The organism is Hominimerdicola alba (assembly GCF_900109655.1).
Taxonomy (GTDB): Bacteria; Bacillota; Clostridia; order Oscillospirales; family Ruminococcaceae; genus Hominimerdicola; species Hominimerdicola alba_B.
Genome location: NZ_FOAT01000015.1, coordinates 1 through 12,134 on the forward strand (window position 1 = coordinate 1; position 12,134 = coordinate 12,134).

Sequence of the window (12,134 nt, forward strand, 5' to 3'; positions counted from 1 at the left end):
TTGTATTAGTTTATCAATATTCATCAGAGGACTAAAACCGATGATTTCGTCAATCAAAACAATCTACAATAATCATCAGCGTTGTTAAGGTATGAGTATTGCATTATAAACCATGCTCATCACTATAATATGTGTTATAATTATTATAACTCAATTATATCTTTTTTGTCAAGAAGATTTTCTGTTTTTAACCTTTCTCCGACAAGGAGTTTCATCGAATCGTATTGTTTTTCTGTGACCGTAAGAACTCTTACCGACCCTTTTGGAGGAAGATTGGCTTCGATTGTTTTGCAATGCTTTTTAGCATCATCATGATTTCTGACAGTTCTTGAATAAACAGAAAACTGTATCATTATAAATCCATCATTTATAAGAAATTTTCGGAATCTCGAATATTCTTTCCTGTCCGCTTTTGAAACAACAGGAAGATCAAAAAACACCATTATTCTCATAAACCTGTTAACCATCCTCATCATCCTCGAACATTTCATCTATCTGTATAAGGGTAGGAAGCTGTAGTAATCCCGGATCGTTTTTCTCTATTGCACTTGTCAGGCTTGAAATATACTTATCTATTGCATATCTCACTCTTGTCTTCTTTTTACCCATTTTTATCGGAACATTTACAAGACCAACAAGATCTCGCCTGTTTGTTTTGGAAAGCTCTTCAAACAGATTGTCACGAGAGTTATCTACCCATAGATCGACCAATGGGCGAAGGGGCTCCATCATATCATCAGCAAGGTTATATGCGTTCTGTTCATTTATATGATGAATTCCCAGCACACAATTATAACCGTAGGCTACAAGTGTTTTTGCAACAGCAGAGCGAATGATAGCATAACCATAATTCAGTGCAGCATTAGTTACATCATCCTTTATCCGTCTGAATGAATTACCGAATAAAGCAATAAAATATCTTTTAGCTGCAGCAGCTTCGCGGTTTGTCTTATCATTCGGAAGTACCTCACTGACCATTTCTTCAATAGGTTCTATTTCATCAGTAGATAAACCCGCCAGCTTTAGACATATTATTTGATTTGTCAATTTTTGTTGAATTATCCGCTGCCATAACACTGCCTTAAACTCGTCTGACAGTGCCAATTGTCGTTTAATGACACCAAACGGTTTGTAGTGTGTATTCATAGGAAGCATAAGAGCAGTTGGTATATGTTTGTTATCACAGAATATTACATGGATGTTTGCCTCAGCAAGTGCAGCCATAAGGCTGACACTTACCAAAGCAGCTCTGTTATCTATTACAACAGAATATATATCTCCCAACGGAACACGCTGTTCTGTATGATCTGAATACACTACGAGCCAGTTATCTCGGAGTATTAGCTTTTCTCCTTTAGTAACGATAACGGTTCTCCACATGATATCCCCCTTCCATCATTTTCTCCTTGAATTTTTCCCATCAGGTCTACAGTCAACTTAATAACGATATCCTTTTGAGCAACGGCTACCCTCTTATCTTCAGCACAAGGTTTGTTATCAGAAATAAACCTAAAACTGTTCTCATTTACACTTTTAATTGATTTAAAATAGCCTTCAAATTTCAACTTTTCACCAGACTTTTTACTAAATGTTTTTATACGAATATAATCTCCCGGGAAAAAATACATAACATGAGCACTATAATCATCAGGATACTTAAAATCCGGTTTTAACCACAGCTTACCGTTTTTATGAACGATATCACTCATAGCTATGCCCTGTAAGTTGTTATTACCTTTACCGTCCTTATAGAGTTCAATGCAATAATAACTCCTGTCATCAAGCATTGAGAAGTTGCTGCCATCTATATCCTTTCTGAGCCATCTTCCAGGTGCTGTGCTCTTTACAGTAACTTTGTTGACACGCATACCATTGCTTGTAGTAAAGAATGTCTGATCAGTCTTTTTCAAATACTCTCCAACATCTTTATAGCTCCCTCGTTCAAAAATACTTCTCAATGAATCTATGAGTATTCTGTCATCAGTGTATATCTTATCAATATCCTTTTCAGTTATAGACGATATTGATTTCCTGCTCAACTGAATCATCTTACCATCAATTTCTTTTACGCAGATAGCATTGTCGGTTGTTACTGAGCCCCTGTACTTATGATCGGGTTTTAGCGAGATCACAGGCATTCTTAGCGATGCTGCAAACTTGGGATCATCTTTATAAAGAGACATAACATTTTCACGGTACAGTTCTTCGCAGCTTTTCTTATCTTCATCATTTTTCCAGAACTGCTCATAGATATTTTTATCCCAAAGACGTTTATCTACTTCATCACTCAGATTAGGTATTATTGGCGAAAGTCTACCATGACCTGAAAGTAATCTTTCCGAAGTTCGTCTGTCCATTCTGTAATACTTGAAAAGACTTTCTATACAAGCATTTTTGCTCTGCTCATATTCTGGAGTAATCTTTTTACCTGCCTGATGGTACATTCTATTCAGTTTCATCTTTTCGCCTGCCAGAATAACATATTCCGGACGACAGTTAGCAATAACTATTGCGTCAGCAGCATGGTCTAAATATGTAAGCTTTTTAAGTTCGGCTTTATCATATCTACCCCATGTTTTTTCATTGAGCCACCACCGTCTAAACGTTGAGGTGAATCTGCTCTTGACCGCAAACACTCTGGCGTGATCTCGTATTTTTATATCCTCTTCATCTTTTGATTCGTACGATCTGTCAAATCTAAGATTATTCCTGAGATAATTAACAAGATACTTACATATATACCTTGTATCATTGAGATTACGACTTTTCCATTCACTTAACAGATCTTGATTATTAAGATTCGGAAGCATCAAATATTGATACTTTTTCTTGTTACATTTTTTGCTTTTAAGCATCGCATTGACCCTTATGCGATAATCTGATGCTTGAGTATTATTCATATACATCAAAGGAGTACGCTGACCCTTACGCTGATTTTCTTCTGCATATACCAATGCCTTATTACTAATTGTATTATCCAGTATCAAAGAATAGGGTATGATATGGTCGACTTCAAAAAGCTTGTCCTTATCTCTCAGCATATCCTCTTTAGTTATAGTTTTGCCTGAATACAAACATTTGCCTTCCTGAGCTTCCCAAAGCTTATACTTCTCTATTAGATGGCGCGCTTGGGCTTCATCGCATTTGATACACTCACATATCTCCTTAACTATCCTATCATTTTCCTTTTCATTATCATTCTTTCTCTTTGTATCTATTGCCCTGTCTTCAAACGTTTTGTTTAGCTCGTCTGCTGTTTCCAAATTAACCGCTGCGGGATAACCATATTTGTCAATTATTGCATTTATTAGTTTCCTGGTTTCATTTATCGATCTGAACACAACAGGATTTTTAAAGAACTCACAGTCATCTTCATTTTTAAATGGCGGAAGCTTTTTAGGTTTTGCATTCTCATCTACATCAGGAATTTCCTGATTGAATTTTGCTTGAAATTTTCCGTATAGATCGCCCTCACAAAAAGCCTCAATACTTCCCTGCATATATTTGTAAGACACATTGGCAGTACCTGATAATTTCAGCTTAGTCAGATCATTTATCAAGCTTTCATCGAGTCCAAGGTTCAGCGCTTTAAGCTTTTCTCTTCTTCGTCTTGGTGTCTGTGCCTGAGAAAGAACAATTCCTATCCTGTTAAGAATGTTATTATCTGTATCGGTATAGTTCTCAATTATTTTATCCCAATCAAAACCATATTTTTCAAAAAAAGGTTTGACAATCTTAATGTATTTAAAGCATTTAGTCAGCGATGTATCACCGGTTTTATCATTAATATCAATATGATAGGATTTAGCAATAGCTTTCAGTTCTCGTTTATCCATAGAACCCTTTTTAAGGGCACTATTTATCAGTTCGTTTGCAAATGTTGCATCAAATTTGTTTTCTCCACTGCTATTTGTATATGTGTACTGCGATAATACGTTTACAAAAGCATAAATATCCGCAATAACAGTAAATCTGCAGCCTCTGTCCTGATCTTGAAAGAATTGGCATTTTCCTAAGCTATCAAGATAACCGGTAAATTTGCGATACTTGTCATTTTCATTACCGGGACCCGTTTCAAAATCTCTTTGTGCGAAAATAATATCTTTGATTGAAGCTATAACTTTATTATCTAGAATATCATAATACTTGCTTTGATGCTCAAGGATAAGACTGACCTCTTTCTCTAGCATATGTCTGGTCAGCAAATAATGCTTTTCAGAAGCAGCAGAATTATGATATTTTCTGTATACAGAATTGGGTTCATCAAACTCGCTGCATTTACATATCATTTCAGCAGGAGTTCGATATTCTCCATCGTCCATCAATCTTTTTATATCATCTATGGCACCATATTCTTTCCTCTCATCAGGGTCTTCAATATCATCTATATTGACTTCATAAAAGTCCCGATATCCACGATTATTGCAGATATGAATAAGACAAGCCACTATCTCTTCGGGTGTCAGTTTTTCAGATAAGCCCCTGTACCTCAGTTGTATTACATTATTATCAGCAGTTTCAAAATAATAGTCGATTTTTTCTGACGTAGTCAGACCTATAACACTCAAGTAATTTTTCAAACGCAGTTTTCTGTGACTTCTCCTCCTATAACGACGGCGAATCCCGCGTTTGGATCTTCTCTGCTGACAAAAGCTATTTTTATTTTTTACGTCCTCACCTGAATCAAAAAGTCTTACACCAAAATCTTCTATACGTTTCTTTTCAATATTTATAACAGACCAACCTATAGAACCGATACCTACATCCAGACCAAGGTAATAGTTTCCCATGTTTTTTCCTCCCAAAGTGTTGACAAAATTAAAATTTCGTGATATAATAAACTTGAACTTAGAAAACTGCTGTTAGTTTATCAATATTCATCAGAGGCTTATTTTTAAACGCATTGATTTATTAGTTTATCAATATTCATCAGAGTTCTAAGATAAGGCTTTATATGCCGTAGGGTATGGCGGTATCCCATCTAATCCGCCTAATGTTGAATAGTCAGGTGCCATTCGTGTTAATGGCACCTTTTCTTTTTCTGTTGATATAGTTTATATAACGCCATAAACTCTAAAATAGCACAATTATTCATCTAATAATATAGTATATCACGAGAATAATAAACTGTCAATAATATCAAATTATATTAGATTAATCAAAGAAAGATTTTGTGATATACATCAAAAATCAGTGTGCGTTTTTATCTTAAATACCCCTTGACTCAGATATTCTACGAACTTAAATTTATGATCTCACTACTAAAAAAGATCACAGCCCATAATAGACCGTGATCTTTATCATTTATGCTACCAGTTTGCTAACCATCCACCCAAACGATCAACCTTTTTGTTGAAATCTGCCCATCTTTCGATTGAAGTCATTTTAGTATCACTTACATTTTGCATAAGCAATTCAGCAGCTTTATGAGATTCGGATGGTATAGCATTTTCTTCAAACCCGGCACCGATCACGTTAATAGCATTTATCAGGAATCTCTCGATCCTTATAAGTGCGAACTGCATATTTTCAGTGACATATCCTTTATCTGTCGATCTTATATACATATCTTTATTGTACAGATAAAAGGACTTGTACCCAAGTTCTGAACGTGCTCTGATCCCGTCCTTGCAAAACTTTACACGAAGTTCCTTTTTGCCGCGGTGAGCGATAACTACCTCACCTTTCGGATTCATTACTACCATTTTTTATCACGCCTTTCATAAATAAAGATACATAGAAACTAATACTCCTCCGCCAAAAGCATAGTAACATGATCCACATCATCAATAATATAGACCTTAGTATTGATCGCCGCATCCACCGGCATAAAGTAATCCATCGACGCTTCCGGTATCTCCTGTTCGTGCCTTATGTTAAGCAGGAAGGTACCGTCTTTTTCTGTTGTAGTCAGCTTAAATACCTGCAGCCTGTCCAGCTCTCCTGCCTTGCGCTCCATTAACGCAAGGCTTTCAAACATCATAACCTGTATAGCAGAAGGTATCTCCGCTTCTATTCCCCTTGTAATATACTTGTTTCCGTCAAATCTGTAACCCATAGCTATCTCCTTTCCCTAAACCTTAACACCATAGCTTTCTTCCATAAGCCAGTCTCCGTAGTATTCCTTAGCCTCTTCAAGACACATATTTAGATAATCCCTGTCATCCAGCATCATCTCAATGTCTTCATCGCAGTAACCCATTTCATAAAGAAGAGAAATATCGTCCACCGTCAGCCCGAACAGATTGCAGAGCTCGTAAAGATAATCAGGGTGATGACCGTATGATGCATGATTCCAATGACGTTCAAGTGCAAAATAGTCCTCAAATTCAAATTTGCTCCTTGTCAGTACGCCGTTCTTGTCTATGCGGATAATATCTCCTTCCTCTGATGTTACAAAATCGAACTTGTATATTTTCAGGAATGTGTTCTCTATCACTTCCTCCATTATCTTTCTGGTAGAGGTATACACATACAGCCCCAGTTGCTTGAAATGTACGATGCACAGAGGATTGTCACCCTTAGCCAGATAAAGTGTATTGTCATCATTAAGAATGGTGAATACGAAATTGCCTTTGACTGTCTCGCACATCTTAGCTATGGTCTCAAAGCTGAGATTGCCGTATTTCTCTATCAGCTGTACAGCCGCATAGGTATCTGTCTTTATATGTGTTTCAGGAAGGTTTTCATCCTTCTGAAGAATATCGTCATTGAATAAAACTCCGTTGTGACAGAGCGCAAAATCACCCTCCGCAGTATGTCCGGTAAAAGGGTGATTGTTATAGTTGTATTTCGCATTGCCCTGTGTGGTCATCCTTGTGTGACCAGTCAGTATCGCAGTATCCTCGGGGAAATAGAACCTCATCTTGTGGGCAGGCTTCGGTCTTTTGTAGACCTTCAGTTCATCATTCTTTACATAGGCTATACCAGTTGCATCCGTCCCCCTGACTTCAGATTCAACTGCCAGCCTGTTTACCAGTTCTTTCATATGCCTTCCGCTTATTGCATGACGGTAGTTCACAAATCCAAATATAGCGCACATATCAATCTTCCTCCTCAGTTTCAACCGGCTCATTCACATAGAGCCTTTTCTCTTTCAGATAGGTTATCAGCTCGGTATATTCTGGGCTTAAATCCATAACAAAATCTGCCCATGACTGTTTATGCAGTTCTTCATCACTATGTCGTATAGCGTTTTCGCATATAGCGTCCACAAGTTCAAGAGATGCCATAAAGGTATTCCACTTCAGCGTACCTCTGAACAGCCTTATCTCCACTGTGCTGATGTTGGTTATGTTCACGCAGGCATATCTGCCCTTGCTGCTCTTCTTGGCTTTTTCTAGTATCTCCTTAGGTCTGTCTTCGTAGCCGTGTCTTGCTGCCCAGTGTTCAGCAGATTCTTCGGAACGTCTGCTGAATCTGAAAAGTTCGTTCCAGTGGCTCTCAAAGAAGAACAGTATCCTGCTTATGACATCTTCCTGACGTTCGTATGTGTTACCCAGGGAACACCTGCCTATATGTACATGAAGACCGCAGGTGCTTGTGTTGTGTGACCTGTATCCCAGACGTACTGCCCTTTTCATTATCTCTTCCCAGGGGAAGTCATACTTGTGGAAATATAAAGAACAGGGATGACTTACAAGCTCCATACCCTCGTCAAGAGAACCGTCCGATTTTATGTAGAGGATCTCTTCTTCCCTGTTTGAAATGCTTTCAAGGGTATCTGCGTTGTCATCGTCCTTCCCTCCCCTGTCTATCTCCAGTTCAACTCCGTAACAGCGGACATTTTCACCTTCATCACTGCATCTGTAAAAGATAGGCACAGGCTTATATCCGTAATCATGGATATGCCTGCACTGTTCTTCTTCATCATAGCAGTCACTGCAATAGGGATAATCACCGTCCCAGTACACATTATCATCATGGATGATACACCCGCATCGTTCACATCGGCGGTAGTAGTTGTCATAGCAGTTCTGACATATAGCTGTATTATCATCGGATACAGAATTACGGTAGAAAAATCTGTCTCCGCAGTGACTGCAGGTAAATGTCTCATCGTTGAAGCAGTCCTCACATATTATCTGGTCTTCAACTTCGTAAAGGTCTTCCTCATTTTCAATGGTGCATCCGCAGTTTGCACACTCATAGATCTCATTCATAAAAGTTCCTCCAAATACAAAAAGCCCCTTGACGATCATCGCCAAGAGGCATAACTCATGCTGTTTTCTTCTGTGATCTCTTGTAGCCGTTATAGACCACTTCACCTGTATCGGAATTGATTATAGTGAGCCCGACTATCTCACGTTCATCGCTGTACACGATATGTCCTACAGAGAATTTATCAAAGCAGACGAACTTATCTCCGCGCCTCTGTATCCTGCACTTCTGAGCAGACACCCATACATGAGGAGCGCTATATAGTTCTCTTCCTATACCTACAGTAAAGCAGGCTCTTTTGAAGCTATCCGAAGCCTGACCTTTTTCCTTTTCGGTATAGCTTTCAGTTCCCACGTCCTGTTTGGATATCCACTGCTTTTTATCCTCGTCCCATAGTTCGATGGTACAGTAGAGATTTCCGTTTATGCACTGGTGAGATCTTTTCCAGCCAAGAATACCAAAGGTCTCGTCCAGTATCTTCATATCTGCACGGGCATCTGTGTAAAGCAGCAGGGACAGTCCTTTATCGCTTATGGTACCTATACGGCATTCGATCTCATCGGCACGAAGAAGTCTGATGCTAAGGTTATTCATGTAGCACCTCCCGATATACCGAACCTTCGTGAACTTGACTGCTTTACAAATTTACCGTACAGCTCGGGATTCTCTGCCTTGAACCTTGTACTGTCAAAGCGGGAGGAGTTTACAGTTTTCCAGCTGACCCTGTACTTCCCTGCCAGACCTGTCTCATTATTTTTGAGCATAGCTTTCAGGCGGTTGCCAAGAGCGTCTTTCTCAGCTGACAGTGCTTCTATCTGTTCGGAAATATCTTCATATTCCTCACAAATAAACACTGTATCCTCAGGTAATTCAACACTTTCACCGTTGCTTTCGGAATAGTGTTCGCTCAGCCATGATGTTGTACCCTCGGAGCCGTCGGGTAAAGGTTCTTCACCGCCAAGGACATTTTCTTCCCAGAATCTGCGTTCCATTTCGATGATATCTGCGATCATTTCATCGTCACGCTCAACGGTCTTATAGACAAAATGATTACCGCCTATAAGAGCGGCTATGTACGTCTTTTTCAGTCCTGTTACAGCCATATAATGCTGTATCTGTATCATATACTCAGGCGGTACGCCTGTGTTCCACTCGTTCTGTTTGTAGGCTGATGCTGTCTTTGCTTCAAAGATACAGTCTTCTCCGTCAACGTTGACTACACCGTCAAGGTTTGCAAACATGAAAGGATAGTCGGGGTGCTGATAAATGAACTTAGGTTCAGCTATCTCAATACCTGTTCTTTCGGTAAATTCCTGCTTGACTATGGGTTCAAGAACTGTACCAAAATGTGTACACTCGTTCCCACTTTCGAATGGCTCGGTCTGACCTGTCTTTTCCAGCCACAGCTGAAAAACCGAACGATAGGGATTTATCCCTGCGATAACAGAAACGTCCGAGCCGCCTATACCCATTGTTCGATATTTCAGCCACTCCTCACGGCTCATTGAAGATGTGTCTGCAAATACTTTTGCATTCATGTTCATCTCACCTTCTTCTTTACTGCGTTGATGATCAGTCTGCCTGTTATATTCATCAGCACCGAACCGATCAGCATCATGATACCTTTTGTTTTCATTATTAAAACCTCCTTTTCAGTTAAACCAATGGTTTACAAAAGGATAATGTATAGCTGTAAAAACTCGTTATACGATTTTAATAGTGTACAGTTTATTGAACACTTAAATAACACATAACAAACCGTTTTAAACCAACATTTTTCATGCGAAAGGAGTTTTATCATGTTTGAAAAAGTACCGGATATCCTTACCCCCAAGGAGTGTATGCAGCTTCTGAAAATAGGGAAAAATTCTATGCTGAAATATCTTCATTCAGGTGAACTGGAGGGATTCAAGATCGGCAACAGGTGGAGGATTTATAAGTATAGTGTGATTGATTTTATTATGAGAAGATAGAAAAAAGTGAGATGCAGATCCATTGCATCTCACTTTTAACACGATGTCAGGTTATTCCTTTTTCATACTCCCACGACCAGCATATCAATAAGTCACACCGTACTTTTCAGCAATATCCTTTCTGTTATGGTCGGATCGAGTTCAGCAGTCTCTGTACAACCTTGAGCTGCGTCTGCGTTATTTTGATGTTTTTATTGACACCTTCCAGCGCCTTCGCAGTTTGGTAGTATCGCCGGCGATCTCGACAGTGATGCCCTTGATTCTGTTTGCTATGCGGTTTCACTCCTTTCAATTATTGACTTTTTCACTATATTATGATATAATTGAAAAAATTTTCTCTCAAGAGGTGATTCTAATGAAAATACTTTATTGCAACGTAAGAGAAATGGACGAATATAATGGTTATGTAATAGATGGTTATCACGGTGGCGGATCTTATACCGAAAATAAAGTTCCGCTTGAAGTTAATAATTTCACTAGGCATGGTAATCTATACTATGGTTATGTTCAGTCTACACACGATACTATAAATATTCAAAAAAATTTTGGTGCTTCACCAAATTCCGATTCCATTGATAATGTGCTCGTTGTCTGGGTATGTCACCAATCGAAGATTGTTGGCTTCTACATAGATGCTACTGTGTATAGAAATAAACAACCGATACCTAATAATATAGCTGCACAGCGTTCAAAATGCGAGGGAGCAGGATATAATATTATAACGAAACAAGCAATCTTAATCCCAAGTGATAAAAGAAAGATAGCAGTCACTGGAATGGGACGTTGCAATATCTGGTACGGCAATGATGACATGGACCAAAAGGTGCTGAAATATCTCCAAGATTATCAAAAATCTCTAAATGACTATATTTGTAGTGTTGAAGCAAATTCTGATATTAAAGGCGAAGAATATGAGTGTCTTGTTAAGCAACGTGTTAATCAAGGCGTTTTCAGGGAACAAATACTTGAGAGATTCCATTGTAAATGTGCACTTTGCAGTGTTTCTAACGCATCATTTTTAATAGCCAGTCACATTAAACCTTGGTCAAAAAGTGACCCTAATGAAAAGCTCTCCATATTCAATGGATTACTACTGTGTCCTAACCATGATAAACTCTTTGATAAAGGTTATATCTCATTTTCTGATAATGGGCAAATAATGATTTCAAATCAACTTAGCGACACGGATAAGCTTTTTTTGAACGTCAACGATAAGATGAGAATACCTGATGAATTTATTTGTGAAGAAATGAAAGTCTATTTGCACTATCACAGACAATACTTTAAAGGTTAAAACATATCAAAGTTTTCAAAACTCTAACCAAACACCAAATTAGGCTATTCTAAAATTATGCTCCCCAAGCTGTCCAAACATCTCGGGGAGCGCTTTTAATCAATATGATTGATCGAATAATTATTTTTCTTCTCGAATTTCTATCAACTTATCATATACATAATCTGCATCTTTAGTAAGGCGTTTAATAGTTAATTCCGATTTCAAGCTTATTATTAGCAGCATTAAGGTGCTTATCTGAAATCTGCAAAGATTCCTTGATTTTAGTAAGCTGAACTATTGCCTTATCGATACCGTCAATAGCTTCCTGATGCTTCTTTTTAGCATTTTCATAGGTATAGAGAAAACTATTCTTAAAAGTTACGAGATTATTCTCAAATGTAGTGAGATCAGCCTTTTGATTCTGAACCATCAGCAGCTGTTTTTTATACTCAAGTGATTTTAATGCAGCGTTTCTCAAGAATGAAATAAGCGGAATAATAAACTGCGGTCTGATAACGTACATCTTTTGGTACTTATATGACACATCAACGATAAGATAAGTGACAGAATCATCATACATAATATTCGATTATCAGCCGACAAGAAAGGGTGAGCATTTCTCGACTTTTCTGAAAGATTTTACTGGCTACCTTATCTGTGACGGTTACTTTTATTCGATTCGTAAACTTAAAATACTGCACACCTCAAATTGAGCCCCTGCCGAG

General features: G+C 38.3%; 13 protein-coding genes. 3 read left to right on the plus strand and 10 right to left on the minus strand.

All coding sequences use genetic code 11. From position 1 onward, the window contains the following. Positions 1-143 precede the first annotated feature (143 nt). From cas2 to BMY75_RS13955, 9 genes are all read right to left on the minus strand, one after another. On the minus strand, positions 144-467 hold the full coding sequence (gene cas2, locus BMY75_RS13915; protein WP_074834874.1) for a CRISPR-associated endonuclease Cas2: 324 nt from the start codon (positions 465-467) through the stop codon (positions 144-146). Continuing rightward, entirely contained in the window at positions 460-1,380 is a 921-nt protein-coding gene (gene cas1, locus BMY75_RS13920; RefSeq protein WP_081350565.1) for a type II CRISPR-associated endonuclease Cas1, read from the minus strand. Before cas1 ends, cas2 begins: the two co-directional genes overlap by 8 nt. Further along, positions 1,341-4,790, minus strand: coding sequence for a type II CRISPR RNA-guided endonuclease Cas9 (gene cas9 / locus BMY75_RS13925; RefSeq protein ID WP_074834880.1), 3,450 nt, complete (start codon positions 4,788-4,790; stop codon positions 1,341-1,343). The genes cas1 and cas9 overlap by 40 nt, the downstream gene beginning before the upstream one ends. Before the next feature lie 519 nt (positions 4,791-5,309). Then, the gene (locus BMY75_RS13930; RefSeq protein WP_074834882.1) at positions 5,310-5,705 is read right to left on the minus strand and encodes a hypothetical protein; all 396 of its coding nucleotides are present in this window, start codon (positions 5,703-5,705) and stop codon (positions 5,310-5,312) included. A gap of 38 nt (positions 5,706-5,743) precedes the next feature. Next, positions 5,744-6,058 carry a DUF960 family protein gene (locus BMY75_RS13935; protein ID WP_074834884.1) on the minus strand — a complete coding sequence of 105 codons (315 nt, stop codon included), beginning with the start codon at positions 6,056-6,058 and terminating at the stop codon, positions 5,744-5,746. 15 nt (positions 6,059-6,073) lie between these two features. Continuing rightward, on the minus strand, positions 6,074-7,042 hold the full coding sequence (locus BMY75_RS13940; protein ID WP_074834885.1) for a class II glutamine amidotransferase: 969 nt from the start codon (positions 7,040-7,042) through the stop codon (positions 6,074-6,076). 1 nt (position 7,043) lies between these two features. Then, entirely contained in the window at positions 7,044-8,162 is a 1,119-nt protein-coding gene (locus BMY75_RS13945; protein ID WP_074834886.1) for a zinc-binding protein, read from the minus strand. Positions 8,163-8,217: 55 nt separating this feature from the next. Beyond that, positions 8,218-8,754 (minus strand): hypothetical protein, encoded by a 537-nt coding sequence (locus BMY75_RS13950; protein ID WP_074834889.1) that lies wholly within the window; start codon positions 8,752-8,754, stop codon positions 8,218-8,220. After that, positions 8,751-9,704 carry a YqaJ viral recombinase family nuclease gene (locus tag BMY75_RS13955; protein ID WP_242940245.1) on the minus strand — a complete coding sequence of 318 codons (954 nt, stop codon included), beginning with the start codon at positions 9,702-9,704 and terminating at the stop codon, positions 8,751-8,753. The genes BMY75_RS13950 and BMY75_RS13955 overlap by 4 nt, the downstream gene beginning before the upstream one ends. 255 nt (positions 9,705-9,959) lie before the next feature. Here BMY75_RS13955 and BMY75_RS13960 point away from each other — a divergent pair, with 255 nt between their 5' ends. Together BMY75_RS13960 and BMY75_RS13965 are read left to right on the plus strand one after the other, a co-directional pair. Then, positions 9,960-10,133 carry a helix-turn-helix domain-containing protein gene (locus BMY75_RS13960; RefSeq protein WP_013497820.1) on the plus strand — a complete coding sequence of 58 codons (174 nt, stop codon included), beginning with the start codon at positions 9,960-9,962 and terminating at the stop codon, positions 10,131-10,133. A gap of 355 nt (positions 10,134-10,488) precedes the next feature. Then, on the plus strand, positions 10,489-11,427 hold the full coding sequence (locus tag BMY75_RS13965) for an HNH endonuclease (RefSeq protein ID WP_074834893.1): 939 nt from the start codon (positions 10,489-10,491) through the stop codon (positions 11,425-11,427). Positions 11,428-11,611: 184 nt separating this feature from the next. Here BMY75_RS13965 and BMY75_RS13970 read toward each other — a convergent pair whose 3' ends face one another. Continuing rightward, positions 11,612-11,989, minus strand: coding sequence for a DUF2130 domain-containing protein (locus BMY75_RS13970; protein ID WP_081350567.1), 378 nt, complete (start codon positions 11,987-11,989; stop codon positions 11,612-11,614). On the opposite strand from BMY75_RS13970, the gene BMY75_RS13975 reads away from it, so the two are divergent. Further along, complete coding sequence (locus tag BMY75_RS13975; RefSeq protein ID WP_242940246.1) at positions 11,970-12,122, plus strand: IS66 family transposase; 153 nt, start codon at positions 11,970-11,972, stop codon at positions 12,120-12,122. The two genes, BMY75_RS13970 and BMY75_RS13975, sit on opposite strands and share 20 nt — an antisense overlap. The last annotated feature ends 12 nt before the right edge of the window (positions 12,123-12,134 follow it).

Coding starts and splice junctions, on each gene's coding strand:
- BMY75_RS13935 (WP_074834884.1), bottom strand. CDS start 6,058: ATGGGTTACAGATTTGACGGAAACAAGTATATTACAAGGGGAATAGAA.
- cas9 (WP_074834880.1), bottom strand. CDS start 4,790: ATGGGAAACTATTACCTTGGTCTGGATGTAGGTATCGGTTCTATAGGT.
- BMY75_RS13940 (WP_074834885.1), bottom strand. CDS start 7,042: ATGTGCGCTATATTTGGATTTGTGAACTACCGTCATGCAATAAGCGGA.
- BMY75_RS13965 (WP_074834893.1), top strand. CDS start 10,489: ATGAAAATACTTTATTGCAACGTAAGAGAAATGGACGAATATAATGGT.
- BMY75_RS13930 (WP_074834882.1), bottom strand. CDS start 5,705: ATGGTAGTAATGAATCCGAAAGGTGAGGTAGTTATCGCTCACCGCGGC.
- BMY75_RS13970 (WP_081350567.1), bottom strand. CDS start 11,989: ATGTATGATGATTCTGTCACTTATCTTATCGTTGATGTGTCATATAAG.
- cas1 (WP_081350565.1), bottom strand. CDS start 1,380: ATGTGGAGAACCGTTATCGTTACTAAAGGAGAAAAGCTAATACTCCGA.
- BMY75_RS13950 (WP_074834889.1), bottom strand. CDS start 8,754: ATGAATAACCTTAGCATCAGACTTCTTCGTGCCGATGAGATCGAATGC.
- BMY75_RS13955 (WP_242940245.1), bottom strand. CDS start 9,704: ATGAACATGAATGCAAAAGTATTTGCAGACACATCTTCAATGAGCCGT.
- cas2 (WP_074834874.1), bottom strand. CDS start 467: ATGGTTAACAGGTTTATGAGAATAATGGTGTTTTTTGATCTTCCTGTT.
- BMY75_RS13960 (WP_013497820.1), top strand. CDS start 9,960: ATGTTTGAAAAAGTACCGGATATCCTTACCCCCAAGGAGTGTATGCAG.
- BMY75_RS13945 (WP_074834886.1), bottom strand. CDS start 8,162: ATGAATGAGATCTATGAGTGTGCAAACTGCGGATGCACCATTGAAAAT.